Annotated in this window: 25 protein-coding genes and 1 tRNA gene; 15 read left to right on the forward strand and 11 right to left on the reverse strand. The window is 74.5% G+C overall.

The window, feature by feature from the left end; genetic code table 11:
* Positions 1-13 precede the first annotated feature (13 nt).
* From rph to rdgB, 3 genes are all read left to right on the forward strand, one after another.
* Positions 14-739: a ribonuclease PH gene (gene rph, locus OO57_RS19470; RefSeq protein ID WP_033253827.1), complete on the forward strand. Its 726-nt coding sequence runs from the start codon at positions 14-16 to the stop codon at positions 737-739.
* Between the two features lie 88 nt (positions 740-827).
* Positions 828-1256 carry a hypothetical protein gene (locus OO57_RS19475; protein WP_051777967.1) on the forward strand — a complete coding sequence of 143 codons (429 nt, stop codon included), beginning with the start codon at positions 828-830 and terminating at the stop codon, positions 1254-1256.
* A gap of 25 nt (positions 1257-1281) precedes the next feature.
* Entirely contained in the window at positions 1282-1887 is a 606-nt protein-coding gene (rdgB, locus tag OO57_RS19480) for an RdgB/HAM1 family non-canonical purine NTP pyrophosphatase (RefSeq protein ID WP_033253828.1), read from the forward strand.
* 85 nt (positions 1888-1972) lie between these two features.
* Here the strand turns inward: rdgB and OO57_RS19485 are convergent.
* Positions 1973-2056: transfer RNA gene (locus tag OO57_RS19485), tRNA-Leu, on the reverse strand.
* 251 nt (positions 2057-2307) lie between these two features.
* Between OO57_RS19485 and OO57_RS19490 the strand changes: the two genes are divergently transcribed.
* Both OO57_RS19490 and OO57_RS19495 read left to right on the forward strand, forming a co-directional pair.
* On the forward strand, positions 2308-4638 hold the full coding sequence (locus OO57_RS19490; RefSeq protein WP_199811290.1) for a glycosyl hydrolase family 18 protein: 2331 nt from the start codon (positions 2308-2310) through the stop codon (positions 4636-4638).
* A 230-nt stretch (positions 4639-4868) separates the two neighbouring features.
* Positions 4869-7298 (forward strand): chitinase C-terminal domain-containing protein, encoded by a 2430-nt coding sequence (locus tag OO57_RS19495; RefSeq protein ID WP_033253856.1) that lies wholly within the window; start codon positions 4869-4871, stop codon positions 7296-7298.
* An 82-nt stretch (positions 7299-7380) separates the two neighbouring features.
* Here OO57_RS19495 and bcp read toward each other — a convergent pair whose 3' ends face one another.
* Entirely contained in the window at positions 7381-7854 is a 474-nt protein-coding gene (gene bcp / locus OO57_RS19500) for a thioredoxin-dependent thiol peroxidase (RefSeq protein WP_033253830.1), read from the reverse strand.
* Between the two features lie 143 nt (positions 7855-7997).
* On the opposite strand from bcp, the gene OO57_RS19505 reads away from it, so the two are divergent.
* From OO57_RS19505 to OO57_RS19545, 9 genes are all read left to right on the forward strand, one after another.
* Positions 7998-8348: a DUF3618 domain-containing protein gene (locus tag OO57_RS19505; protein ID WP_418909897.1), complete on the forward strand. Its 351-nt coding sequence runs from the start codon at positions 7998-8000 to the stop codon at positions 8346-8348.
* Positions 8349-8475: 127 nt separating this feature from the next.
* A complete protein-coding gene (locus tag OO57_RS19510; RefSeq protein WP_051732111.1) occupies positions 8476-8778 on the forward strand; it encodes a GroES family chaperonin in 303 nt (100 codons plus the stop codon).
* Between the two features lie 207 nt (positions 8779-8985).
* Positions 8986-9792 (forward strand): ABC transporter permease, encoded by an 807-nt coding sequence (locus OO57_RS19515; protein WP_033253832.1) that lies wholly within the window; start codon positions 8986-8988, stop codon positions 9790-9792.
* Between the two features lie 82 nt (positions 9793-9874).
* Positions 9875-10639: an ABC-2 family transporter protein gene (locus tag OO57_RS19520; protein WP_081973810.1), complete on the forward strand. Its 765-nt coding sequence runs from the start codon at positions 9875-9877 to the stop codon at positions 10637-10639.
* Positions 10640-10652: 13 nt separating this feature from the next.
* Positions 10653-11627 carry an ABC transporter ATP-binding protein gene (locus OO57_RS19525; RefSeq protein WP_033253834.1) on the forward strand — a complete coding sequence of 325 codons (975 nt, stop codon included), beginning with the start codon at positions 10653-10655 and terminating at the stop codon, positions 11625-11627.
* A gap of 65 nt (positions 11628-11692) precedes the next feature.
* A complete protein-coding gene (locus tag OO57_RS19530) occupies positions 11693-12913 on the forward strand; it encodes a glycosyltransferase family 2 protein (protein ID WP_051777968.1) in 1221 nt (406 codons plus the stop codon).
* A 23-nt stretch (positions 12914-12936) separates the two neighbouring features.
* A complete protein-coding gene (locus tag OO57_RS19535) occupies positions 12937-14226 on the forward strand; it encodes a nucleotide sugar dehydrogenase (protein ID WP_033253858.1) in 1290 nt (429 codons plus the stop codon).
* Positions 14227-14338: 112 nt separating this feature from the next.
* On the forward strand, positions 14339-15625 hold the full coding sequence (locus OO57_RS19540; protein ID WP_324606790.1) for a DUF445 domain-containing protein: 1287 nt from the start codon (positions 14339-14341) through the stop codon (positions 15623-15625).
* A gap of 140 nt (positions 15626-15765) precedes the next feature.
* The gene (locus OO57_RS19545; RefSeq protein ID WP_033253836.1) at positions 15766-16764 is read left to right on the forward strand and encodes an adenosine deaminase; all 999 of its coding nucleotides are present in this window, start codon (positions 15766-15768) and stop codon (positions 16762-16764) included.
* Here the strand turns inward: OO57_RS19545 and yidC are convergent.
* The 6 genes from yidC to OO57_RS19575 all read right to left on the reverse strand — a co-directional run bounded on the left by yidC (position 16737) and on the right by OO57_RS19575 (position 21077).
* Positions 16737-17513 carry a membrane protein insertase YidC gene (gene yidC, locus OO57_RS19550; protein WP_051777970.1) on the reverse strand — a complete coding sequence of 259 codons (777 nt, stop codon included), beginning with the start codon at positions 17511-17513 and terminating at the stop codon, positions 16737-16739. The genes OO57_RS19545 and yidC overlap by 28 nt on opposite strands.
* A 173-nt stretch (positions 17514-17686) precedes the next feature.
* On the reverse strand, positions 17687-17977 hold the full coding sequence (locus tag OO57_RS19555; RefSeq protein ID WP_081973803.1) for a DUF6412 domain-containing protein: 291 nt from the start codon (positions 17975-17977) through the stop codon (positions 17687-17689).
* Positions 17978-18120: 143 nt separating this feature from the next.
* A complete protein-coding gene (locus OO57_RS19560) occupies positions 18121-19194 on the reverse strand; it encodes a Gfo/Idh/MocA family oxidoreductase (protein ID WP_033253837.1) in 1074 nt (357 codons plus the stop codon).
* 39 nt (positions 19195-19233) lie between these two features.
* Entirely contained in the window at positions 19234-19560 is a 327-nt protein-coding gene (locus OO57_RS46845; RefSeq protein WP_033253838.1) for a hypothetical protein, read from the reverse strand.
* A 150-nt stretch (positions 19561-19710) separates the two neighbouring features.
* On the reverse strand, positions 19711-20142 hold the full coding sequence (locus OO57_RS19570; protein WP_033253839.1) for a nuclear transport factor 2 family protein: 432 nt from the start codon (positions 20140-20142) through the stop codon (positions 19711-19713).
* A 23-nt stretch (positions 20143-20165) separates the two neighbouring features.
* Positions 20166-21077, reverse strand: a complete 912-nt coding sequence (locus tag OO57_RS19575) for a zinc-binding dehydrogenase (RefSeq protein ID WP_033253840.1) — start codon at positions 21075-21077, stop codon at positions 20166-20168.
* 162 nt (positions 21078-21239) lie between these two features.
* Between OO57_RS19575 and OO57_RS19580 the strand changes: the two genes are divergently transcribed.
* Positions 21240-22181 (forward strand): LysR family transcriptional regulator, encoded by a 942-nt coding sequence (locus OO57_RS19580; protein WP_033253841.1) that lies wholly within the window; start codon positions 21240-21242, stop codon positions 22179-22181.
* Positions 22182-22228: 47 nt separating this feature from the next.
* Here the strand turns inward: OO57_RS19580 and OO57_RS19585 are convergent, their stop codons facing one another.
* The 3 genes from OO57_RS19585 to OO57_RS44795 all read right to left on the reverse strand — a co-directional run bounded on the left by OO57_RS19585 (position 22229) and on the right by OO57_RS44795 (position 26455).
* On the reverse strand, positions 22229-23008 hold the full coding sequence (locus tag OO57_RS19585) for an HAD-IIA family hydrolase (RefSeq protein WP_033253842.1): 780 nt from the start codon (positions 23006-23008) through the stop codon (positions 22229-22231).
* Between the two features lie 229 nt (positions 23009-23237).
* Complete coding sequence (gene mycP / locus OO57_RS19590) at positions 23238-24737, reverse strand: type VII secretion-associated serine protease mycosin (protein WP_081973804.1); 1500 nt, start codon at positions 24735-24737, stop codon at positions 23238-23240.
* Positions 24738-24844: 107 nt separating this feature from the next.
* The gene (locus OO57_RS44795) at positions 24845-26455 is read right to left on the reverse strand and encodes a WXG100 family type VII secretion target (protein WP_051777972.1); all 1611 of its coding nucleotides are present in this window, start codon (positions 26453-26455) and stop codon (positions 24845-24847) included.
* Between the last annotated feature and the right edge of the window lie 31 nt (positions 26456-26486).

Consider the following 26486-nt stretch of genomic DNA (forward strand, 5'->3'; position numbering starts at 1 on the left):
TACGCTCGGGGACATGTCTCGCATCGACGGCCGCACCCCCGACCAGCTCCGCCCCGTCACCATCGAACGGAACTGGAGCAAGCACGCCGAAGGCTCCGTCCTGGTCTCCTACGGCGACACCAAGGTGCTGTGCACCGCCAGCGTCACCGAGGGCGTCCCGCGCTGGCGCAAGGGCAGCGGCGAGGGCTGGGTCACCGCCGAGTACGCCATGCTGCCCCGGGCCACCAACACCCGCGGCGACCGCGAGTCCGTCCGCGGCAAGATCGGCGGCCGCACCCACGAGATCAGCCGCCTGATCGGCCGCTCGCTGCGCGCCGTGATCGACCACCGGGCGCTCGCCGAGAACACCATCGTGCTCGACTGCGACGTCCTCCAGGCCGACGGCGGCACCCGCACCGCGGCGATCACCGGCGCGTACGTGGCCCTGGTCGACGCGGTCTCCTGGGCGCGCGGGAAGAAGCTGCTGCGGGCCAAGGGCCAGCCGATCACCGGCGGCGTCAGCGCGGTCAGCGTCGGCATCATCGACGGCGTCCCGATGCTCGACCTCCGCTACGAGGAGGACGTCCGGGCCGAGACCGACATGAACATCGTCTGCACCTCGGACGGCCGCTTCGTGGAGGTCCAGGGCACCGCCGAGGGGGCCCCCTTCGACCGCGACCTGCTCAACCAGCTGCTCGACCTGGGCAGCCTGGGCTGCGCCGAGCTCGACGAGATCCAGCGCAAGGCCCTGGAGGTCTAGGAACGGCGGAGGGCTGAACGGCCGTCAGGGGAGGTGCGCGGGCCGACGGGTGCTGTACAGGCGCGCGGGCCGGGCCTTAACGTTCGGGGTGAGCCCGCACACCCTCCTGGAGGACTCGCCGATGCAGCACCCGCTGAGCATCAACCGCACCACCGCGCTCGCCGTCGCCGCACTGGCCCTGGTGCTGCCGCTGAGCGCGGTCAGCTGCTCCGCCGCGGAGAAGGCGCTGAGCTGCGCCAACACCGCGGTGCAGATCAGCTCGCACGTCGCCCAGCTCGGCGAGGCGGTCAACAACGTCGACGAGGACCCGGCCGCCACCGGGCAGGCGCTGCAGAACCTCAAGGGCGACCTGGACAAGCTCGGGCGCAACTCCGGCGACGCCGACCTCTCCCAGGCCGTCACCGACCTGCAGACCCAGGTCGACAACGTGCAGAAGGCCGTCGACGGCAACCAGACCCCCGACCTCGGGCCGCTGGTCAGCGCGGCGGGGCGGGTCAGCAAGGTGTGCACCGGCTGATCGGCCAGGGCCTAGGCTGGGCGGCATGACCAAGCGACTCGTTCTCGCCACCCGCAACCAGCACAAGGTCGCCGAGCTGCGCGACATCCTCGGCGCGGCCGGACTGGACGTCGAACTGGTCGGCGCGGACGCCTTCCCGGAGGTGCCCGACGTGCCGGAGACCGGGGTGACCTTCGCCGAGAACGCGCTGCTCAAGGCGCACGCGCTGGCGAAGGCGACCGGGCTGCCGGCCGTCGCCGACGACTCCGGGCTGTGCGTGGACGTGCTGGGCGGGGCGCCCGGGATCTTCTCCGCGCGCTGGGCCGGGCGGCACGGCGACGACCGGGCCAACCTGGACCTGCTGCTGGCCCAGCTCGGCGACATCGCCGCCGAGCACCGCGCCGCGTCCTTCGCCTGCGCCGCCGCGCTCGCCCTGCCGGACGGCACCGAGCGGGTGGTCGAGGGCCGCCTGCACGGCACCCTGCGCACCGAGCCGGCCGGGACGAACGGCTTCGGCTACGACCCGGTCCTGCAGCCGCTCGGCGAGAGCCGGACGTGCGCCGAGCTGAGCGCCGAGGAGAAGAACGCGATCAGCCACCGCGGGCAGGCCTTCCGCTCGCTCGCGCCGGTGGTCGCCGAACTGCTCGGCTGAGGCGGCCCGCACCGCGAAGAGGCCCGCACCGCGAAGAGGCCCGCCCCGGCTCCCGGGGCGGGCCTCTTCGCGTGCTGAACTCCGGTGCGGCCTGAGGGACTCGAACCCTCACGAGATCTCTCTCACGGGCACCTAAAACCCGGGCGTCTGCCAATTCCGCCAAGACCGCCGATGCGTGGCTCCCGCCATGCTACTGGCCCGTTGCGCGGGCGTGCACCACCCTTTCGGGCGGTGGCTCGGGGTGTCCTGGCTTGTTCAAGAATTGGTATGGACCTATTGACCGGTGTGGTCCGGGCCACGTACGTTCGCGCCGATCCGCGGAAATCCGGGTCCCGGGCGGTGCGCAACGGCCGGGCCCAGGCACGTCTTCCTCCCCCACGACGCCCGGCCCCCACCCCGGGCGCGAGCATTGGAGCGACCATGCCCGAACGCGCCACAGCCGTGCGCTCCGCCGCCCGATCCGGGCGGCGTCCGATGAAGGCCGGCACCGCGCTGGCGACCGCGACCGCGCTGGTGGCCGGTGCCGCCGGACTGGTCACCGCGATCGGCGGCGCCTCCTCGGCCGCCACCGTCAACCTGCTCGCCAACGGCGACTTCGAGAGCGGCACGACGAGCGGCTGGAACTGCTCGGCCGGCCTCGGCTCGGTCACCTCCACCGCCCCGCACGGCGGCACCAAGGCGCTGCAGGCGGCGGCCTCCGCCTCGGACACCGCCCAGTGCTCGCAGACCGTCGCGGTCAGCCCCGGCACCACGTACAGCCTGAGCGGCTGGCTGAAGGGCAACTACACCTACCTGGGCGTCACCGGGACGGGCACCACCGACACCAGCGCCTGGGGCTCCAGCAGTGACTGGGCCAGCCGCAGCACCACCTTCACCACCGGCGCCTCGACCACCTCGGTGACGGTCTACACCCACGGCTGGTACGGCCAGGGCACCTACTACGCGGACGACCTGGTCCTCACCGGCCCCGGCGGGTCTGGCTCCAGCAGCCCCTCGGCGAGCGGGAGTTCGAGCGCGAGCGCCAGCGCCAGTGCGAGTGCGAGTGCTTCGGCCGGCCCGTCCTCGTCCGCCTCGCCCTCGCAGAGCGCCTCGCCCTCGGCGAGCGCCTCGCAGAGCGGGACGCCGGGCGGGGACGGGGTGGTGACCACGCCGACCGGGCTGACCGCGAGCGTGTCGGGCACCTCGGTGACGCTGAAGTGGAACGCCTCGACCGACAACGCGCAGAACGGCAACAGCGCGGTCTACCGGATCTTCACCGGCGGCACCACGACCCAGACCGCGACCTCGATGGGCACCTCGGTCACCGTCTCCTCGCTGCTGCCGAACACCTCGTACTCCTTCACCGTGCAGGGCTACGACAAGGACGGCCACAGCAGCGGGTTCACCGCGCCGGTGACCGTCACCACCGGGGCGGCCCCGACCGGCGCGCTCAAGTCGGCGTACTTCGCGCAGTGGGGCATCTACGGGAACAAGTACTACCCGTCGACGATGGCCGCCACCGGCGCGGCGAGCGGGCTGAACACGATGACCTACGCGTTCGCCAACATCAACCCGTCGACGCTGACCTGCTTCGAGACCATCAAGGCCGCGGACACCAACGACAACAACCCGAGCGCCGGGGACGGCGCGGGCGACGCGTTCGCGGACTACCAGAAGGGATACACCGCGGACATCGCGGTGGACGGCACCACCGACGCCTGGACCCAGCCGCTGAAGGGCAACTTCAACCAGCTGCGCGAGCTGAAGGCGAAGTACCCGAACCTGAAGATCACCATGTCGCTGGGCGGCTGGACGTACTCCAAGTACTTCTCCGACGCGGCGGCCACCGACGCCTCGCGCAAGAAGCTGGTCTCCTCCTGCATCGACATGTTCATCAAGGGCAACCTGCCCTCGATCCAGGGCGACGCCACCGGCGGCGCCGCCGCGGCGATGGGAATCTTCGACGGCATCGACATCGACTGGGAGTACCCGGCCTCGGCGGGCGGCCACACCGGCAACCACTACGCGGCCGCCGACACCGCCAACTTCACCGCGCTGCTGGCCGAGTTCCGCAACCAGCTGGACGCGTACGGGCGGACCGTCGGCAAGAAGTACCTGCTCACCGCGGCCCTGCCGTCCGGTCAGGACAAGATCGCGCTGCTGCAGACCGACCGGATCGGCACGTACCTGGACTACGGCAACGTGATGTCCTACGACATGCACGGCGCCTGGGACGCGACCGGCCCGACCAACCTGCAGGACCCGCTGTACGACAGCCCGAACGACCCGAGCGTCCCCGTCGCGCCGGGCACCCAGAAGTACACCGTGGACAACGCGGTCAACGCCTACCTGAACGGCGCCCCGGCGTACGGGATCAAGGGCGGCTTCCCGGCGAAGAAGCTGGTGCTGGGCGTGCCGTTCTACCTGCGCGGGTGGACCGGGGTGCCGGCCGGCTCGAACTACGGCCTGTACCAGGCCGCGACCGGTCCGGCGGCGGCGCAGGGCACCAGCCAGACCGCGGGCGTGGCGTTCTGGAAGGAGCTGGTGGCGGCGGGGAAGACCACCGGTTCCCCGGTGCACTGGGACCCGACCACGCAGAGCTCGTGGATCTACGACGGCACCAACCTGTGGACCGGTGACACCCCGCAGGCCATCGCGGCGCGCGGTGCGTACGCCACCTCCAAGGGCCTCGGCGGGATCTTCGCCTACTCGCTGGAGGCGGACGACCCGTCGGGCACGCTGGTCAACGCGATGACCGGCAGCATGAAGTAGCGTCAACTCCCCCTACGGAGGGCCGGATCGTCCGAGTGCGGACGGTCCGGCCCTTCATATCAAGTTGGTACAGACCTGTTGACGTGGGTGGTCCAGACCTTTTAGGTTCGGCGGAACTTCCCCCACAGGCGCGCGGCTTCCCACGGCCGGGCGCCCGACACTCCCTCCAGGAGGACCGAGTGTTGATCCGAAACCAGGCGGAGCAGCGTCCCACCGCTGCGGTCCGCCACCTGAAGGGCCGCAAGGTGGCGTTCGGCGCCGCCGCGGCCGCGGGGCTGGCGGGCCTGCTGATGAGCACGCTCGGCGTGGCTCCGTCCGCCGCCGCCGTCGACAACCAGGCGTGCCGCCCCGACGGCATGTACACCACGCCCGGCGTCGACGTCCCCTACTGCAACGTCTACGACACCAGCGGCCGCGAGCAGATGGGCGCCGACCACCAGCGCCGCGTCATCGGCTACTTCACCAGCTGGCGCACCGGCAAGGACGGCACGCCCGCCTACCTGGTGAACAACATCCCCTGGGACAAGGTCACCCACCTCAACTACGCGTTCGCGCACGTGGCTTCCGACAACACGCTGTCGGTCGGCACGGACGGCCCGAACAACGCCTCGACCGGGATGACCTTCCCGGGCGTGGCGGGCGCGGAGATGGACCCGGCGTACTCGTACAAGGGCCACTTCAACCTGCTCAGCAAGTTCAAGAAGCAGTACCCGAACGTCAAGACCATGGTCTCGGTGGGCGGCTGGGCCGAGACCGGCGGCTACTTCGACGACTCGGGCAAGCGGGTCAACTCGGGCGGCTTCTACTCGATGACCGTCAACGCGGACGGGTCGGTCAACCAGGCCGGCATCAACACCTTCGCGGACTCGGCCGTCACCTTCATCAAGAAGTACGGCTTCAACGGCGTCGACCTCGACTACGAGTACCCGACCTCGATGAAGGACGCGGGCAACCCGCTCGACTACACCATCAGCAACGCCAAGCGCGCCTCCCTGATGAAGGGCTACGCCGCGCTGATGAAGACCATGCGCGAGAAGCTCGACCGGGCCTCCGCCGCCGACGGCAAGTACTACCTGCTGTCGGTCGCCGCCCCGTCCTCGGGCTACCTGCTGCGCGGCATGGAGACCTTCCAGGTCACCCAGTACCTGGACTACGTCAACATCATGTCGTACGACCTGCACGGCGCCTGGAACAAGTACGTCGGCCCGAACGCGGCGCTGTACGACGACGGCAAGGACGCCGAGCTGGCGGCCGCCAACGTGTACGGCACCTCGCAGTACGGCGGCATCGGCTACCTGAACACCGACTGGGCCGTGCACTACTTCCGCGGCGCGATGCCGGCCGGCCGGATCAACCTCGGCGTGCCGTACTACACCCGCGGCTTCCAGAACGTCCAGGGCGGCACCAACGGCCTGTGGGGCACCTCCTCCACCACCAACTGCCCGGCCGGCTCCGGCCTGACCACCTGTGGTGACGGCGCCGTCGGCATCGACAACATCTGGCACGACCTGGACGACAACGGCAAGGAGTCGCCCGCCGGCTCCAACCCGATGTGGCACGCCAAGAACCTGGAAGCGGGCGTCGTCCCGGACTACCTGTCCAAGTACGGCGTGAGCGACACCGCGCTCAAGGGCACCTACAGCCGCAACTACAGCTCGTCGCTGGTCGCGCCGTGGCTGTGGAACGCCGACAAGAAGGTCTTCCTGTCGACCGAGGACGACCAGTCGATCGGCGCCAAGGCCGACTACGTGGTCAACCAGGGCGTCGGCGGCGCGATGATCTGGGAGCTGGCCGGCGACTACAAGTGGGACGCCACCGCCAACGGCGGCAAGGGCGAGTACGTCCAGGGCAACACCATGACCTCGCTGCTGTACGACAAGTTCAAGTCGGCCTCGGCGTACGGCGCGACCCGCTCCACCATCGCGCTGCCGCAGCAGACCCTGCCGATCGACGTGTCGTTCACCCAGTTCGCGCTGGGCGACAACAACTACCCGATCAACCCGAAGATCCACATCGTCAACAACTCGACCACCACCCTGCCGGGCGGCACCGAGTTCCAGTTCGACTACTCGGTCTCCGCGCCCGCCAACGCCGCCGACCAGTCCGGCTTCGGCTCCAAGGTCATCCGGGCCGACCACACCGGCAGCAACGTCGGCGGCCTGAAGGGCACCTACAACCGGGTCTCGCTGAAGCTCCCGACCTGGCAGACCCTGGCGCCCGGCGCCTCGGTGGACGTCGCCTTCGTCTACTACCTGCCGGTCTCCACCCCGTCCAACTGGACGGTGAACGTCGGCGGCACCCTGTACGGCATCACCGGCGACTTCACCCGCGGCACCACCGCGGGCACCGCCTCGCCGTCCGCGTCGGCCTCCGCCTCGGCCTCGCAGTCCGCGTCGCCGTCGGCCTCCGCCAGCGCCTCCGCCTCACAGTCGGCGTCCCCGTCGGCCTCGGCCTCCGCCTCGCAGTCGGCCTCGCCGTCCGCGTCGGTCACCGCCGGTGCCTGCACGGGCGCCCCGAGCTGGAACGCCGGGACCACCTACGCCACCGTCACCAAGGTGTCGTGGAAGGGCCACTACTACCAGAACAAGTGGTGGACCGCGGGCGAGGACCCCTCGCTGAGCGGCGCCTGGGGCGTCTGGACGGACCTCGGGGCCTGCTGAGGCTGATCCCGAGCCCATGAACGGCGGTGGCGGTCGACCCGGTCGGGGGGTCGGCCGCCACTGCTCCTTCGCGTCCCGGCACCTACGCGCCGACCTCCAGGTCCTTGAGCAGCTTGGCGACGTGGCCGGTGGCCCGGACGTTGTAGAGCGCCCGCTCGACCCTGCCCTGCTCGTCCACCACGATCGTCGAGCGGATCACGCCCTGGTAGGTGCGGCCGTAGTTCACCTTCTCGCCGTACGCGCCGTACGCCTCCAGCACCTCGTGCGCCGGGTCGGACAGCAGGGTCACCTTCAGCTGCTCGGTCTCGCGGAACTTGCCCAGCCTCTCCGGCGCGTCCGGCGAGATGCCGATCACGTCGTAGCCCGCGCCCGCGAACACCTCCAGGTTGTCGGTGAAGTCGCAGGCCTGCTTGGTGCAGCCGGGGGTGAGGGCCTTCGGGTAGAAGTAGACGATCACCTTGCGGCCCAGGTGGTCGGCCAGCGACACCTCCTTGCCGTCGGCGTCGGGAAGGGTGAAGGCGGGGGCGGTGTCGCCCGCCTGCAGGCGCTCGCTCACAGTGCTCGGGTCTCCTCGGGAACGGGACGGACGGTCGTGCTGCGGGCCAACCTACCCCCGTTGGTGGGTGGCGCTGCGCGCGTGCGGCGGTGAGCTGACAGACTGTCGGTGGAGAAGAAGTACCTAGCGGTAACAGAGATGGGGTGGCCCCAGTGGCAGCGAGCGGCAAGGACACGTCGGCACCGCGTACGACGGCCCAGATCGAGGCGGACATCGCCGGGACCAGGGACCGGCTCGCCGCGACCCTCGACGAGCTCGCCATGCGCGTCCACCCGGCCACCGTCGCCGCGCAGGCCAAGGCCAAGGTCCGGGCCTCGGTCGAGCAGAAGGCCGGGAAGGCGTACGTCGCCGCGAGCGGGACCGTCGAGCAGGTCAGGTCGAAGTTCGTGGACGAGGAGGGCCGGCTGCGGACCGACCGGGTCGTGCCGGCCGCGCTGGTCGGCGTCGGCGTGGTGCTGCTGATCGCCTCGGTGCGGCGGCGGCGCAAGGGCTGACGGCACGCGGCGGCGGGGCCGGTACGGTCGGGGCGTGAGCGAGAACGACACCCAGAACACGGCCGCAGCCGGTGAGGACGCCCCGCACGGGCGGCACGACCGGCTCGGGGAGAAGCTGCCGATCCGGATGCTGCACGACCGGGTGCTGGTGCGGACCGAGACCGGCGAGGGCGAGCGGCGCTCCACCGGCGGCATCCTGATCCCGGCGACCGCCGAGCTGTCGCGGCGCTGCGCGTGGGCCGAGGCGGTGGCCGTCGGCCAGAGCGTCCGCTCGGTCGAGCCGGGCGACCGGGTGCTGTACGACCCCGAGGACAAGCTGGAGGTCGAGGTCCGCGGCGCCACCTACGTGCTGCTGCGCGAACGCGACCTGCACGCGGTCGCGGCGGGCCGGTTCGGCGACCTGGAGGGCTCGACCGGGCTGTACCTGTAGGGCTGGGAAGGACCACGAGGGCGCCCGCGGCGGGCCGGTCCGTGCTGCGGGCGCCCTCCGCTGTGCCGCGGGCGCTCTCCGCTGTGCTGCGGGCGCCCTCCGCCGTGCCGCGGGCGCCTGCCGGAAACGGGGTGCGGGCGGTGCGGCGGCGGGCATAGGTTGGTGGACCGTCCGGGCTGGCGGAGGACGGTCGACGGGGGGACGTTCGTGCGCGGCGGGGTCTACTGGTCGGTCGCCCGCGGGGCCTTCCGCCGGTACGCGACGTACCGGGCGGCGACGGTCGCCGGGACGGTCACCAACACCGTGTTCGGGATGATCCTGGCCTCCACCGTGCTCGCCCTGTGGCGGACCAGACCGGGCCTCGGCGGCTACGACGCCGCGCAGGCGGTCACGTACATCTGGATCAGCCAGGGCCTGCTGGTGACCGTCGCGGTGTGGGGCGGCGGCTTCCAGGACGACCTCCAGGCCCGCTTCCGCAGCGGGGACATCGCCGTCGACCTCTACCGGCCGGTGGACTTCCAGGGCTGGTGGCTGGCCACCGACCTGGGCCGGGCCGGGTACCAGCTGGTGACCAGGGGCGCGGTGCCGATGCTGGCGGGCGCGGTGCTGTTCGACCTGGTGCTGCCGGGCGACCCGCTGGTGTGGGCCGAGTTCCTGCTCTCGGTGGCGCTGGCGGTGCTGGTCAGCTTCGGACTGCGCTTCCTGGCCACGCTCACCGGCTTCTGGCTGCACGAGTCCGAGGGGGTCCGGGCCGTGATGACCGTGGTGTCGATGTTCTTCTCCGGCATGCTCCTCCCGCTGGCCCTCTTCCCCGGCCTGCTGGGCGAGCTGGCCCGGGTGCTGCCCTTCTCGGCGATGGTGCAGCTGCCCGCCGACGTGCTGCTGCAACGCCGCACCGGCACCGCCCTGCTCGGCCTGTACGGGTTCCAACTGGCCTGGGGCGCCGCCCTGCTGGCGCTCGGCCGGGCCGGACAGGCGCTCGCGGTGCGCCGGGTGGTGGTCCAGGGTGGCTGAACCCGGCGGCGGCGGTGGCAGTGGTGGCGGCGCGGCGGCGCGCGCGGGCTGGGCGGTGCGCTCCTGGTGGCTGATCACCGGGATGTGGATCCGCTCCACGATGGCCTACCGGGCCTCGTTCGCGCTCTCGCTGGCCGCCAACACGCTCATCACCTTCCTCGACTTCGCGGTGCTGCTGCTGATGTTCGCCCACACCCGGCAGCTGGCCGGGTGGACGCTCGCCGAGACCGGCTTCCTGTACGCCACCTCCTCGGTCGCGCTCGGCGCCGCCAACGTCCTGGTCGGGTCGGTCGGCGGGCTGGGGGAGCGGGTGCGCTCCGGCAGCCTGGACACCATGCTGATCCGGCCCGCCCCCGCGCTGGCCCAGCTCGCCGCCGAACGCTTCTCGCTGCGCCGCCTCGGCCGCCTGCTGCAGGCCTTCGCCGTGCTCGGCTGGTCGCTCACCGCACTGGACGTGCACTGGACCTGGGACCGGGTGCTGATGGTGCCCGCCCTGCTGCTGTGCGGCACCGTCATCTTCTGCGCGCTGTTCGTCGGCTGCTCCTGCGTGCAGTTCTGGTGGGGCGAGGCCGCCGAACTGCAGAACGCCGTCACCTACGGCGGCGCGACCGTCCTGCAGTACCCGCCCACCGTGTTCGCCAAGGAACTCGTCGCCGGAACCGTCTTCGGCGTGCCGCTGGCGTTCGTCAACTGGCTGCCCGCGCTGCACGTCCTGGGCCGCACCGACCCGCTCGGGCTGCCCGCCGCCTTCCGGTTCGCCTCGCCGTTGGCCGCCGCGCTGTGCGTGCTGGCCGCCGGGCTCGCCTGGCGGGCCGGGCTGCGCGCCTACCGCTCCACCGGAAGCTGAGGGAAGGGGAACCGTGGCCGTGATCGAGGTCGAGGACGTCCGGCGGAACTTCACCGTCCGCACCAGGGAAGGGCGCTGGCGCCGCGGCAGGCGCGAGGTGCGGGCCGTCGACGGGCTGAGCTTCACCGTCGGGGAGGGCGAGTGCGTCGGCTACATCGGGCCCAACGGCGCCGGGAAGTCCACCACCGTCAAGATGCTCACCGGCATCCTGGTGCCCAGCGGCGGACGGCTGCGGGTGGCCGGCGTCGACCCGGCCGCCCGCCGGGCCGAACTCGCCCGCCGGATCGGCGTGGTGTTCGGCCAGCGCACCACCCTGTGGTGGGACCTGCCGCTGCGCGACAGCTACGAACTGGCCCGGCGGATCTACCGGATCCCCGACGCCCGCTACCGGGCCAACCTCGACCGCTGCGTCGAACTCCTCGACCTGGGCCCGCTGCTGGACACCCCCGTGCGCCAGCTCTCACTCGGCCAGCGGATGCGCGGCGACCTGGCCGCCGCCCTGCTGCACGACCCCAGCGTGCTGTACCTGGACGAGCCCACCATCGGGCTCGACACCGTCAGCAAGGCCAAGGTCCGCGCGTTCCTGCGCGAGACCAACCGGGAACGGCGCACCACCGTGCTGCTCACCACCCACGACCTCACCGACATCGAGCAGCTGTGCGGCCGGGTCATGGTGATCGACCACGGCCGCCTCGTCCTGGACGGCCCGCTGGAGCGGCTGCACGAGATCGGCGGCAGCGAACGCACCCTGGTCGTCGACCTCGCCGAGGCGCACCCGCCGATCGACCTCCCCGGCGTCCGGGTCGCCCGCACCGAGGGCCCCCGCCAGTGGCTGGCCTTCCCGGCCCGGCAGAGCGCCGCGCCGATCGTCGCCGCCGTCGCCGCGCGCTACCCCCTGGTCGACCTGTCGGTGCGGGAACCCGCCATCGAGGACGTGATCGCCCGGATCTACGCCGGGAACGCCGTCCCGTCCGCGCCCGCGCCCTGAGCCCCCGCCCTCACTCGTTGGAGTGGCGGAAGTGACCGGACGGCCGCTGCGGGAGTTGACACCTCGTGACCGAGCAAGGACCGGACGTCAGCGTGGTGATCGCCGTCCACGACACCATGCCCTACCTCACCGCCTGCCTGGACTCGCTGGTGGGCCAGAGCATCGGGCGGCAGCGGATGGAAGTCGTCGCCGTCGACGACGGCTCCAGCGACGGCAGCACCGAGGAGCTCGCCCGCTACGCCGCCGCCCACCCCGGCCTGTTCCGCACCGTGCGGCAGCCCGCGTCCGGCGGCCCCGCCAAGCCCACCAACCGCGGCACCGAACTCGCCCGCGGCCGCTACCTGATGTACCTCGGCTCCGACGACTGGCTCGGCCCCGAGGCGCTGGAGCGGATGGTCGACGCCGCCGACCGGTGGGAGTCCGACGTGCTGATCCCCAAGCAGGTCGGCGAGCACGGCCGGGTCGTCCCGCAGGGCATCTTCGAGCGCACCGCCGAACACGTCGGCTTCACCGACTCCGCCCTCGCCTGGGCCCTCGGCGACACCAAGCTGTTCCGCCGCGACCTGGTCACCCGGCACGGGCTGCGCCGCCGCGAGGACCTGGTCATCCACTCCGACCAGCCCTTCACCCTCGGCGCGCTGCTGCACGCCCGCAAGGTCTCCGTCCTCGCCGACTACGACTACTACCACCTGGTGCTCCGCCGGGACCGCTCCAACGTCACCCACCGGGCCGGGCCGATGGACCGGCTGCGCGGCTTCACCGCCGCCCACGAGGTGCTCGACCGGGCCACCCTGCCCGGCCCCGCCCGGGACGCCGTCCGCGCCCGCTACTTCAGCTGGGACGTCCCGCAGCTGCTCCAGGCCCCCTTCCTGGACGAGCCGCCCGCCATGCAGCGGCGGATCGTCCAGGAGATCGCCCGGTTCACCGAGCGGCACTGCCCGCCCGCCGTGTTCCGCACCCTGCCCGTCCCCGCCCGGCTGCGCCTCGCCCTGGCGCGGCGCGGCGAACTCCACGCGCTGTGCGACCTGATCGCCTGGGAGCAGGACCACGGCGAGGCCACCCCCGTCCGCCGCGGCTCCCGGCTCTACGCCCACTACCCGATGTTCCGCGACCGCCGCTCCGGCCTGCCCGACGCCCTGTTCGAGGTCGGCCCGGCCCCCGGCCCGGCCGGCTGGCGCCGCCTCGTCCCCGCCCCGCTGCGCCGCGCCCGGTGGGCCGCCAAGCGCGCGCTGCGCCGGGCCCGGCGGGACGGGCTGGCCGCGGCCCTGCGGGGAGCCGTCCGGTGAGCGCCCCCGCACAGCAGGACGCCCTGGACGTCTGCGTGGTGGGCCTTGGCAAGATCGGCCTGCCGCTGGCCGTCCAGTACGCCGCCAAGGGCCACCGGGTCACCGGCGCCGACATCGCCCCCGCCGTGGTCGCCGCCGTCACCGCCGGACGGCCGCCCTTCCCGCGCGAGGCCCACCTCGCCGAACGCCTCGCTGAGGCCGTCGCCGCCGGGCGGCTGCGCGCCACCACCGACACCGCCGCCGCGACCGCCGGGGCCGACGCCGTGGTGATCGTCGTCCCGCTGGTCACCGACCCCGACGGCAGCCCCGACTTCGCGCTGCTGGACGCCGCCACCGACGCCGTCGCCGCCGGACTGCGCCCCGGCACCCTGGTCAGCTACGAGACCACCCTGCCGGTCGGCACCGTCCGCGGCCGCTTCGCCCAGCGGCTGGAGGCGGGCTCCGGCCTGGCCGCCGGACGGGACTTCGCGCTGGTGTTCAGCCCCGAACGCGTCCGCACCGGGCGGGTCTTCGCCGACCTGCGGCGCTACCCCAAGCTGGTCGGCGGCATCGACGAGGACTCCACCCGGCGCGGCGTCGACTTCTACCGGGCCGTCCTCGACTTCGACCCGCGCCCCGACCTGCCGCGCGGCAACGGCGTGTGGGCGCTGTCCGGCGCCGAGGCCGCCGAGTTCGCCAAGCTCGCCGAGACCACCTACCGGGACGTCAACATCGCGCTGGTCAACCAGTTCGCCCGGTACGCGGACCGGGTCGGCGTCGACCTCGCCGAGGTCATCGACGCCTGCAACTCGCAGCCCTACAGCCACCTGCACCGCCCCGGCATCGCGGTCGGCGGCCACTGCATCCCGGTCTACCCCCGGCTGTACCTGTGGAACGACCCCGGCGCCAGCGTGGTGCGCACCGCCCGCGAGGCCAACGAGCAGGTCCCGGAGTACGCGGTCGGCCTGCTGGAGGGCGCACTCGGCCCGCTGACCGGCGTCGCCGTGACCGTGCTCGGCGCGTCCTACCGGGGCGGCGTCAAGGAGACCGCGTACTCCGGCGTCTTCCCGCTGGTCGCGGCGCTGCGCGCGGCCGGGGCCGAGGTCGGCGTCAGCGACCCGCTGTACCCCCCGGCGGAACTGGCCGCGCTCGGCCTGCCGCCGGACGAGGGCAAGCCCGCCGCCGCGCTGGTCGTCCAGGCCGACCACCCCGAGTACCGGGACCTCGGCGCGGTCGACTTCCCCGGCGTCCGGGTGCTGCTCGACGGCCGCCGGGTCACCGACCCGGCCCGCTGGGAGGGCGTGCGGCGGATCGTGCTCGGCGGCGGGGGCTGAGGCGCGGGCGGCGCGGCGGGCCGGGGCACGGTAGGCGCGGGCGGCTGACGCCGGACGGGCGGATTCGCGGGGTGGCGGCCGTTTCGGCCGCCCCGTGTGCCAGGCTGACGGGGTGAGCACGGACGAGACGGCCCCCGGAGTCAGGTTCACCGCTGCCGACGAGGAGAAGCGGCGCGGCGTGCGGCGGATGAAGACCATCGCGACCGGCCTGCTCGGCCTGGCCACGCTGGTGTTCGCGCTCGCCACCTGGGCCCGGTCCTCCGGCGCGGGCGCCTGGGCCGGGTACGTGGCCGCCGCCGCCGAGGCCGGCATGGTCGGCGCGCTCGCCGACTGGTTCGCCGTCACCGCGCTGTTCCGCCGCCCGTTCGGGCTGCCGATCCCGCACACCGCGATCATCCCGACCAAGAAGGACGCCTTCGGCCGCTCGCTCGGTGACTTCGTCGGCGACAACTTCCTCTCCGCGCCGGTCGTCCGGGCCCGGCTCGGCAAGATCGGCGTGGCCCGGCGGCTCGGCGAGTGGCTGTCCGCGCCCGGCAGCGCCGAACGCGTCACCCGGGAGGCCGCCGCCGCGCTGCGCGGGCTGCTCGCGGTGCTCCGCGACGACGACGTGCAGGCCGTGGTCGCCGAGGCGGTCACCCGGCGGGCCGCCGCCACCTCGGTCGCCGAACCCGCCGGACGGCTGCTCGGCAAGGTCGTCGCCGACGGCGGGCACCGGGGCCTGGTCGACCTGGTCGCGGTGCGCGCCCACGACTGGCTGGTCGAGCACCACGGCGAGGTGGTCGCCCGGGTCACCGCCAAGACCCCCGGCTGGACGCCCAAGTTCCTCGACCAGCAGGTCGGCGAGCGCGTCTACAAGGAACTGCTGCGCTTCGTCGGCGACGTCCGCGACGACCCCGTCCACCCCGCCCGCGGCGCCCTCGACAACTTCCTCGCCGACTTCGCCCAGGAACTCCAGCACGACCCCGCCACCATCGACCGGGTCGAACGCGCCAAGGCCGACCTGCTGGCCCGCCCCGAGGTGCAGGAGCTGATCGCCTCCTCCTGGGCGGCCGTCCGCACCCTCGTCCTGAACGCCGCCGAGGACGAGGACAGCGAGCTGCGCCGCCGCCTCACCGAGGCGCTGCGCACGCTCGGCCGCCGGCTCGCCACCGACGGCAGGCTCCAGGCGAAGGCCGACGGCTGGCTGCTGGACGCCGCCGAGTACGTGGTCTCCACCTACCGGGAGGAGATCACCTCGCTGATCTCCGACACCGTGGCCGGCTGGGACGCCGACGACGCCTCCCGCAAGATCGAGGCCAACGTGGGGCGCGACCTGCAGTTCATCCGGATCAACGGCACCGTGGTCGGCGCCCTCGCCGGGCTGCTCATCCACACCGTCAGCACCGCCCTCGGCGGCTGACGGCGCACCGGGACGACCCGCCCCCCGGCGAGCGCGGGTTAGCATGCGAGGTCTGTCCGGGTCCGGGTGAGAGTAGACGGGAGCGTGCCGTGGCCGAGGGTGTCCAGGGAGTCCGGGGGATCGAGGCATTCATCGCCGGAATGCCGAAGGCGGAGCTGCACGTGCACCACGTGGGCTCGGCCTCGCCGCGGGTGGTGGCCGAGCTGGCGGCACGGCACGCCGGGCGCAGCAAGGTCCCGGTCGACCCGCAGGCGCTCGCCGAGTACTTCACCTTCACCGACTTCGCGCACTTCATCGAGGTCTACCTGAGCGTCGTCGACCTGGTCCGGGACGCCGAGGACGTCCGCGCGCTGACGTACGGCGTCGCGCAGGACATGGCCCGGCAGAACATCCGGTACGCCGAGCTGACCGTCACCCCGTACTCGTCGGTCAGCCGCGGCATCCCCGACGTCGCCTTCATGGAGGCGATCGAGGACGCCCGGCTGTCCGCCGAGAAGGACCTCGGCATCGTGCTGCGCTGGTGCTTCGACATCCCCGGCGAGGCCGGGCTCGCCTCCGCCGAGGAGACCGCCCGCCTCGCCCTGGACCTGGCCCCCGACGGGCTGGTCTCCTTCGGGCTCGGCGGCCCCGAGATCGGCGTGCCGCGCCCGCAGTTCAAGCCGTACTTCGACCGGGCCCGGGCGGCCGGGCTGCACAGCGTGCCGCACGCGGGCGAGTCGACCGGCCCCGAGACGGTGTGGGACGCGATCCGGGTGCTCGGCGCGGAACGGATCGGCCACGGCACCCAGTCGGTCAAGGACCCGGCCCTGGTCGACTACCTCGGCGAGCACCGGATCCCGCTGGAGGTCTGCCCGACGTCCAACCTGGCGACCCGGGTGGTCGAGCGGATCGAGGACCACCCGGTCCGGCAGATGGTCGACGCCGGGCTGGTGGTCACCGTCAACAGCGACGACCCGCCGATGTTCGGCACCGACCTGAACACCGAGTACGCCGTCGCCGCGAAGCTGCTCGGCCTGGACGAGGCCGGGATCGCGGCGCTCGCCCGCAACGCCGTCGAGGCGTCCTTCCTGGACGCGGCGGGCAAGCACCGGCTGACCGGCGAGATCGACGCCTACCTGGCGGGCTGGCCCACCGCCTGAGGGCCGGTGCCTCCGGCGGGGCCGGCGGCCGGGCGGTGCAGGTACCACCGCTCGGCCGCCGTCCAGGCGGTGGAGGTCAGCAGGTAGAGGCCGCCCGCGAGGGGCAGCAGCAGGGCGAACAGCGGGGTGCCGAAGGCCAGCCAGCGCAGCGGACCGGCGGCGGCGCCGCCCGGGGCGCTCTTCGTGGGGGCGCCCTTCGCAGCGGCGTTCTTCGTGGCGGTGCCCTTCGCGGTGGAGCCCTTGGTGGCGGTGTCCTTCGCGCGGCGGGTGTTGGACCAGGCGAGGGCGAGCAGGGCCGCCTCCAGGGCGGCGAAGACCGCGAACTGCGCCGGGGTGCGGGCCGCCGCGGGGTGCGCGGCGAGCGGGACGCCCACGAGGGTCGCGTCCAGCAGGTGGCCCGGGGCGGTGGTGAACAGGCGGTACATCACCGAGAAGAACGGCGCCTGCAGCAGCACCGGCAGCAGGCCCGCGAACGGGCCGACGCCCTCGGCGCGGTGCAGGGCCAGCAGTTCGCGGTTCAGCCGCTCGGGGCTCCCGGCGTGCCGCTCGCGCAGCCGCGCGACCCGCGGGGCGAGCCGCAGCCGGGCCCGCTCGGCCCGGGCCGCGGAACGGGCCAGCGGGTGCAGGGCCGCGCGGACGGCCAGCGTGAACAGGACGATCGCGACCGCGGTGGGGACGGCGGTGGCGAGGGCCGCGACGGCGGTGCGGGCGAGGTGGACGGCGGGGTCGAGGAAGCTCAGGACGGACACGGTGGCTCTCCGGGAGTCGGCGGTGCTCGGGCGACGGTGCTCGGAGGGCGGACGCGCGGAGGGGGCCCGGCGGCGCCACGGGCCCGGGGGCGGGCGTGGCGGGGCCGGGAGAGCGGCGAACCCCGGTCTCGTGCAAGGGAGTTCGGCGGAGCGTCGGCGGAAGGACGGGCCCCTCAGGCGGCCGCGGCCGGGTGTCCCGGGGCTCGGGGGCGCGCACGGCCCGGGGCGTCCGGGTCGCGCGGGGGGAGGTAGGCGGTGCGGTAGGCGCGGCGGCGCAGGGCGGCCGCGTGCACGGCCGCGGGGGTGCGGGCACCCGGCGGGCCGACCGCGGTCAGGGTGGCGGCGACGGCGGCGGTGAGCAGCAGCAGCGCGGCCGCGGTCAGGGCGCCGGGGCCGGTGGGCAGGTCGCCGGTGAGGACCCGCAGCAGCGCGAGGAGGAGCGGCACGGCGAGCACGGTGCGCACCTCCTCGGGTCGGGTCGTCCGGGATCGACGCTACCTCAACGGCCGTGCGGAGGACGGAAGTTCCCGTGCTCCCGCCGTGAGCCGGGCCCGTGAGCCGGGGCCGGGAGCGGGGCCCGAGGGCGGGCCCCGTCGCCGGGGCCGGGTCAGGGGAGGCGGACCACGGAGGCCGTCGCCGCGGAGGCGCGGGCGGCTTCCAGGACGGTGAGGGTGGCGACCGCGTCGCGCGGGTCGACGGGGGGCGGGGTGCGGTCGGCGAGGGAGGCGGCGATGCCCGCGTAGTAGGCCGGGTAGTCGCCGGGGTCGGTGGTGACGGGTTCGGCGTCGCCGTCGCTGCCGAGCAGCCCGTACGCGGCGGGGTCGTCGTCGCCCCAGTGGCGGTCCGGCCCGCCGGGGCGGCGCCCGGCCCGGAGGGCGGCCTCCTGCGGGTCCATGCCGAACTTGACGTAGCCCGCGCTGTCGCCGAGGACCCGCAGGCGCGGCCCGGCGAGCGGGGCGAGGGCGCTGGTCCACAGCTGGGAGCGGACGCCGCCGGTGTGGGTGAGGGCCAGGAAGGAGTCGTCGTCGACCACCGCGCCGTCGCGGCGCACGTCGATCTCCGCGTACACCGTCTCGACCGGGCCGAACAGGGCCAGCGCCTGGTCGACCAGGTGGCTGCCCAGGTCGTACAGGGTGCCGCCGACCTCGGCCGGGTCGGCGAGCTCGCGCCAGCCCGGCTTGGGCTTGGGGCGGAAGCGCTCGAACCGGGACTCGAAGCGGTGCACCCGGCCGAGTCGGCCCTCCGTGACCAGGCGGCGGACGGTCAGGAAGTCGCCGTCCCAGCGGCGGTTCTGGAACACCGACAGCAGCAGGCCGGACTTCTCGGCGAACTCGCACAGGTCGCGGGCCTCGGCGCTGGTCGCGGCGAGCGGCTTGTCGACCACGGTGGCCAGGCCCGCGAGCAGGGCGGTGCGGGCGAGCGGGACGTGGGTCCGGTTGGGGGAGGCGATCACCACCAGGTCGAACCGGTCGGCGTCCTCGAACAGCTGCTCGGGAGTGTCGAGGGCGCGGGCGCCCGGGTGGTCGCGGTGCAACTGGGCGCGGCGGTCGGGGTTGGCGGTGACCACCGCGTCCAGCTGCAGGCCGGGGGTGGTGGCGATCAGCGGGGCGTGGAAGGCGGAACCTGCCAGGCCGTAGCCGATCAGGCCGACGCGGAACGGGGCGGGGGGCGTGCTGCTCATGCCCTCAACTCAACCACCCCGGCCCCCCGGACGGTGGGATCAGCGGCCGTTCCCGGGGCGGCGCCGACAGAGCACGACGAACGCCGCACCCGTCAGCAGCAGCACCGATCCGAGGGACAGCAGGACCCCGTCGGCCGTCGCGTCACCGCCGCCGGTCCGGGCGAGCTGCCGGTGGGTGGGCGCGGGGGTGGGCACGGCGCTGGGGGAGGGGGAGACGGACCCGGACGGGGACGGGGACGGGGAGGCGGACGCGGTGGGGGAGGCGGAGGACGCCGGGCCCGCGTCGGCGGCCCGGGCGGCCGGGGCGCCGAGCAGGACGGCGGCGGCCAGCAGCAGGGCGGCGGCGGCGCGGTGGACGGAGGCCATCAGGGGCTCCCTTGCGTCGTGCGGAGAGGGTGTGTCCGGGACGCTAGCCAGCCGGAGCGGCCGACCTGACGGTACGTCAGGGTAGTTACGGGCGGCTTAAGGCCGCGTTGAGGCGCCCCGGACCGCGGGCGACGGTCCGGGGCCGGGCGGTCACTCCCCGTTCGCGAACAGGACGGTCGCCGCGCGGTGGGTGTCGGTGTACTCGCGGACGGCGGCGATCCGGCCGTCGCGGACGGTGAAGACGCCCAGGTTGAGGTTCTCGTACAGCCGGCCGTGCACGGTGGTGCAGCGCGAGGTCCACTCGGCGACCACCCGGTCGCCCTGCACGACCGGTTCGCCGACCAGGGCGACCTCGACGGCGGTGCCGGGGGCGATCAGGGCGCCGATCGAGCCGAGGAAGTCCTCGACGACCGCCCTGCGGCCCCGCCACTCGCCGCTCAGCGGCAGGTCGCCCGGGTAGGTCCAGACGGCGTCCTCGGCGAAGGCGTCCCGGACGGCGTCCGCGTCTCCGCGGGCCACGGCGGCCACGTAGTCGGCGACGACGGTGCGGGGGTCGGTGACGGTCCGGGGGTCGGTGCTCATGGCGGATCTCCTCGTCGGGCGGGTCAGTTGAGGGTCAGGACGGTGTTGCCGCGGACGCGGCGGCCGCGCAGGGCGGCGATCGCGTCGGCGGTGCGGTGCCAGTCGTCGACCAGGCCGAGCTCGGGGTGCAGCCGGCCCTCGGCGGTCAGCCGGACCAGGGTGTGCAGGTCCGGGCCGTCCGGGTGGTCGACGTCCGCGTAGCTGAAGTGCTCGACGGCGGCCGAGACCGGGCCGTTCAGCAGGGCGAAGAAGTCCAGCCGGACCGGCTCGCGGGAGGCCTGGCCGAACCAGAGCAGCCGGCCGCGCGGCGCCAGCAGGGCCAGCGCCCGGGGCAGTTCGGCGCCGCCGGTGGACTCCAGCACCAGGTCGTACGGGCCGCGCGCCCCCGCCACCGCGTGCACCACCTCGGCGGCGCCCAGCTCCCGCAGCCGCTCGCCGCGCTCGGCGTTCGCGGTGACGGCCGTCAGCTGCGCCCCGGCGGCCGCGGCCAGCTCGGTCAGGTAGTGGCCGACGCCGCCGGACGCGCCGGTCAGCAGCAGTCGCCGCCCGGTCACCGCGCCCGCCGCGCGCAGCAGCCGCAGCGCGGTCAGGCCCGCCAGCGGCAGCGCGGCGGCCGCGGCCGCGTCCAACTGCTCGGGCAGCACCGCCAGCGCGTCCGTGCGCACCGCCGCGTACTCGGCCCAGCCCGCGCCCGGCGGGTGCGCCACCACCCGCTGCCCGACCGCCGGGCCGGTGCCGTCCGCGGCGGCCTGCACGACCAGGCCGGCGACGTCCTTGCCGGGCCGCCAGCCCGGTGGCGGGTCCTCCAGCAGGAAGGTCTCGCCCCGGTTCACCGAGAACGCGTCGACCTTCACCAGCACCTCGTCGGGGCGCGGTTCGGGTTGCGGGACCTCGGCGAACTCGACCGTGCCGCGGGCGGGGACCAGGGCCTTCATCGGGGGACCTCCTCGGGTCGTGCGGGGTGCCGTGCGGGGCGTCTCGCGGGGTGTCGTGCGGGCCGTTCCGGCGATGGCCTCAGTCAACGCCCCGGGCCAAAGGAGGGTCCAACAACCGGAACTCCCCGCCGACAACCGGCGGTTGTCGGCGATGATGGCCCGATGGACGACCCGGACCTCCGGCAGCTGCGCGCCTTCGTCACCGTCGCAGAACAGCGCCACTTCGGGCGCGCCGCCGAGCAGTTGGCGATCACTCAGCAGGCCGCCTCGAAGCGGATCGCCGCCCTGGAGCGGGAGTTGGGCGTCCGGCTGCTCGAACGCAGCCCCGCTGCCGTGCAACTGACCGACGCCGGGCAGCAGTTGCTCGCCCCCGCGCGGGCCGCCCTGGCTGCCGGGCAGGCCGCCGTCGCCGCCGTCCGGCAGCGCTCCGCACCCGCCCGGCTGGACGTCTGGGGCCACCTGTACGAGCCGCTGCGCACCGTGCGCGAAGCGCTCGCCGCGGACCCGGGGCCGGCCGTCGAGGTCGGCCCGGCCCGGGACTTCGCCGCCGTCGCCGCCGCCCTCGTCCGGGGCGAGAGCGCCGCCGGGTTCGGCCGCCACCAGCCCGGTGCCGAACGGGAGTTGGCGCACCGGCTGGTCCGGCTGGAACCCCTCGACGCGGTGCTCCCCGCCGACCACCCGCTGGCCCGCGCCGAGCGGCTGCGCCCCGCCGACCTGGCCGCGCTGCGGCTGGTGCTGCCCGCCGACCCCGCCCGGCTGGACTTCCTGGCCCGGTTCGGCGAGCGCTTCGGCGTCCCGCTGCTGCCCGGCGAGGCCAACCTCGGCCTGGCCCACCTGCTCGACCGGGTCCGCGCCGTCCCCGACGGCTGCACCCTGCTGCCCGCCGAACTCCCGCTCGCCGTCCCGCCCGGCCTGGCCGTCCGCCCGCTCGCCGACCCCGTCCCGCTGTACGCCTGGTCGCTGGTCTGGCACCGCGAACGCCCGCACCCCGCCGTCCCCGCCCTGCTGCGGGCCTTCGCCGACCGCGGCCGCGACCGCCGCTGGCTGGAGTACCGCCCCGACCGCGACTGGCTGCCCGGCGCGGACGCCCGCGACCTGGCATGACGCAGGCCCCCGGCGCGGTGCGCACCGGGGGCCTGCGGGGAGCGGGGTCAGACCAGCTCGACCAGGTCGGCGATCGAGTTGACCACCTGGGTCGGCCGGTACGGGAAGCGGTCGACCTCGGAGGCCTGGGTCAGGCCGGTCAGCACCAGGAAGGTCGACATGCCCGCCTCCATGCCGGAGACGATGTCGGTGTCCATCCGGTCGCCGATCATCGCGCTGTTCTCCGAGTGCGCGCCGATCGCGTTCAGGCCCGCGCGCATCATCAGCGGGTTCGGCTTGCCGACGAAGTACGGCTCCACGCCGGTCGCCTTGGTGATCAGCGCGGCCACCGCACCGGTCGCGGGCAGCGCGCCCTCGGCGGACGGGCCGGTCTCGTCCGGGTTGGTGGCGATGAACCGGGCACCGTCGTTGATCAGGCGTACTGCCTTGGTCATCGCCTCGAAGGAGTACGTGCGGGTCTCGCCCAGCACGACGAAGTCCGGGGCGGAGTCGGTCAGCACGTAGCCGACGTCGTGCATCGCGGTGGTCAGACCGGCCTCGCCGATCACGTACGCGGTGCCGCCCGGACGCTGGTCGTCCAGGAACTTCGCGGTCGCCAGCGCGGACGTCCAGATGTGCTCGGCGGGCACGTCCAGGCCCATCCGGGCGAGGCGGGCGTGCAGGTCGCGCTGGGTGTAGATCGAGTTGTTGGTGAGCACCAGGAAGGGCTTCCCGGACTCACGCAGCCGCTTGATGAAGGCATCGGCCCCGGGGATCGGCACGCCCTCGTGGATGAGGACTCCGTCCATGTCGGTCAGCCAGGTCTCGATGGGCTTGCGGTCTGCCACGTGGGTGTCTCCTCGGTCTTGCAATGGTCGAACGATCTTCGTGATCGCTCCGACCGGACACCGCTGGCCGGTCGGGCGCCACAGGCTGCCCCAACGCCGATCAGCCTAGTCGTCCGGGCCGGTCGGCCACAGGGGCGTCCGCGTCCGCGGACGCCGGGGACACCCGCGGACGCCGACGGCGGGCGGCCCGGGACACCCCGCGCCGCCCGCCGTCCGCACCGGCCCGCCGTCAGCTCGCGTACGGGTTCCCGCCCGACGGCGGCTGCTGCCCGTACGCGGGCGGCGCGGGCGGCTGCCGGCCGTACGCCGGAGGGGCGGGCGGGGCGCCGTAGGGCGGCTGCGCGGGGGGCTGCTGGCCGTACGCGGGCGGCTGCTGGCCGTAGGGCTGCTGGGGCGGCTGCTGGCCGTACGGCGCGCCGGGCGGCACCGGGCCGGGGCCGGAGCCCGCGGAGCGGTTGCGCCGCACGACCAGCACCACCACGAGCACCACCACCAGGACGCCCGCCACTGCACCGCCGACGACCAGCGGCAGCTTGCTCGACCCGGACGACTTCTCCCCCTCGGCCACCGGCGCCGCGGCCGGGGACGCGGTCCCGTCCGGAGCGGCCCCCGAGGGCGCCCCGGCGGCGTCGCCCGCCGCCCCGCCCGGCTGGTCGTCCGCACCGGCCGACGGCGCGGACGAGGCCCCGCCGCCGCTCCCGGCCGCGGCCGCGGGCAGCGGGCTGACGTCCGCCGGGCCCGGGTCGCCGGGGGTGGTCAGGGCGATCCGGGGGCGGACCACGCCGTAGCCGAGGAAGTCGCTGCGCTGGCCCTGGCCGCTCGCGGTGTTGATCAGCACCCGCAGCACCTGGTTGGCCGTCCAGTCGGGGTGCGCGGACCAGACCAGCGCGGCGGAGGCGGAGACCAGGGCGGTGGAGTCGGAGGTGCCGTCGCCCTTGCAGTAGCCGGACGTGCCGGTGCACGCGCCGTAGATCTCCACGGCCGGGGCGGCCAGCGCCACCTGCGGACCGTGCTGGGACTTCGCCCACGCCTTCCCGTCGCGGTCGGCACCGGCCACGCCGACGACGCCGGGCAGCGCGGCCGGGTACGCGACGGGGTTGCCGTCGGCGCCCTCGTTGCCGACGGCGGCGACCACGAGCGCGCCGCGGGAGTTGGCGTGGTCGACGGCCGCCTGGAGCTTGCTGCGGTTGGCGGCCGTGAGGCTGGTGGTGCCCTGGGAGACGTTGATGACCTTGGCGCCGTGGTCGGCCGCGTAGCTGATCCCCCGGGACAACTGGTCCGTGTACCGGTCGTCGTTCTCGAAGGTGCCGCCGCCCATGTCGTTGATCTTGACGGGGAGGATCTTCGCGCCGGGGGCGAGCCCGTAGGCGCCCTGGCCGTTCAGGCTCTTCCCGCTGCCGGCGATGTCGCTGGCCATGTGGGTGCCGTGGCCCGCCGGGTCGGAGAGCTCCCCGCCGGACAGGCCGCTCAGGTCGGTGCCCGGGACGAGCTGACCCGCCAGGTCGGGGACGTCGCCCTGCACGCCGGTGTCGACCACGGCGACGACGATGCCCTTGCCGGTGCTGGTCCGCCACATCTCCTCGGCGTGCATGGCGTCCAGGTGCCACTCCTGCGCGCGGATCGAGTCCACCGCCGACGCGGGACCGGCCGACCACCCCCACAGGACGGCGCCGACCGCCGCCGCTGCGGCGAACCGCCGCCCCCGTCCTGCCCTGTCCGTTCGCCGCATCACACTCTCCCTCGTGCTCCGTCGTGTGCACCGGGGCGTCCCCGCCGCACGGTTCGGCCCGGCCGCGGGAGCCGCAGCCCCCGCGACCGGGCCGTCCGAACCGGTCGCTACTCGATCACGTTCGGGTTGACCGGGCCCATCCCGGACGTCCAGGTGTTCTCGTCCTCGGTCAGGTAGTCCGGGCGGTTGCCCTGGGCCTTGCCCTTGCGGCTCGCGCCGCCGCCACCGCCCTGGCCGCCGCCGAACGAGCCCCCGGCCCGGCCGTCCGCGCCCCGCTCGGCCCGGCCGCGCAGGCCGGTGCCGCCCGGGGTGAACTCGCCGCGCCCGCCGGTGCCGCGGCTGCCGCCGACGGTGCCGCCCGCGCGGCTGACCATCCCGCTGCCGCGCGAGCCGCCCGCACCGCCGCGGGCACCGCCCGCGCCGCCACCGCCGCCGCCGTGCATGCCGCCGCCCATGCCGCCCGCGCCCGCGCGGCCGGCCTGGCCCGCGGCGCCCGCGGCACCCGTGGAGGAGCCGGTGCCGCCGGTGCCCGGGCGGGCACCCGTCCCGGCGGTCCCGGCCGAGCCGGTGCCGCCGGTGCGGCCGCCGGTGGCGCCGCCGCCGAGGGTGCTCCCGCCGACGCCGCCCCGGCCGCCGGGGATCCCGCCCCCGGCCACGTAGCCGCCGCCACCGCCGTAACCGCCGCCGGTGTAGCCGCCACCGCCACCGCCACCGGTGTAGCCGCCACCGCCGCCGACCGGCGGGGTGACGACCGGCGGGTCGGTGTGGGCGATCCGCAGCGGCGGGGGCGTCGGGCCGGTGACCGGCGGCGAGGTCCAGGGCGGGGTCGGGGTCGGGTTCGGGCCCGGGGTCGGCGTGGGGGTCGGGCCGGTGGTCGGCGGCGACCAGGTCGGCGGCCGGTACGTCGAACCCCCGCCGCCGCCGCCCCCGCCGATGCCGCCGCCCCCGCCGCCGGTGTACCCGCCACCGCCGCCACCGCCGGTGTAGCCGCCGCCGCCCCCGGTGCCGCCGCCCCCGCCGATCGGCACGTCCTGGAGGTCGTCCCTCTGCTTCGCCCCCGGCGGAGCCGGGAACACCGGCACCTGCGCCGAGTTGAGCTGCGTGGTGGCGTGCTCGTACGACTGGCTGAGGCGCTCCATCTGTGTGATGGCCTCCTGGTGCGCCTCGAAGATGCGGTCGGACGCGGCGCGGGCCTGGTCCTCGCTGACCCAGTCGGAGTCGAACATCCCGGCGACCTTGCCGCCGACGAAGCCGCCCACGACGGTGCCGACGCCAGGCATCAGGACGCTGCCGACCACGGCGCCGCCGATGGTCGCGGCGGTGTTGTCCTGGGCCTCGTAGCGGCGCAGCGTCTCGATGTCCTCCTGCGGGACCGGCGGCAGGCCGTACTTGACGTTGCTGAGGGTGTCGGCCGCGGAGGTCATGTAGGTGCCCGCGGTCCGCGAGTACGAGGCCAGGTCCATGGTGGAGCGGGAGACCTGGCCGCCCCAGGCCTTGAAGCTGTCGGCCGCGGTGCCCTCCCAGTCGAGGCCGCTGATGTGGGCGTGCAGCTCCTCGCTGATCTGGTCCATCTGCGCGGCGGCGTCGGACAGTTGGCGGCCGACGTAGGACACCGCGAACGGGTCCGCTTCCTGCACCATGGCCAGCAGTTCCTCGTGGCTGGCACGGCCGATCTCGCCCGGCTGGAGGCGGACCAGTCTTCTCTCTTCGAGTTCCATCGCGTTTCTTCCCCCTGAGGTGTGGGCCGAC

It is taken from the genome of Kitasatospora phosalacinea, from assembly GCF_000717185.1.
Classification (GTDB): Bacteria; Actinomycetota; Actinomycetes; order Streptomycetales; family Streptomycetaceae; genus Kitasatospora; species Kitasatospora phosalacinea_A.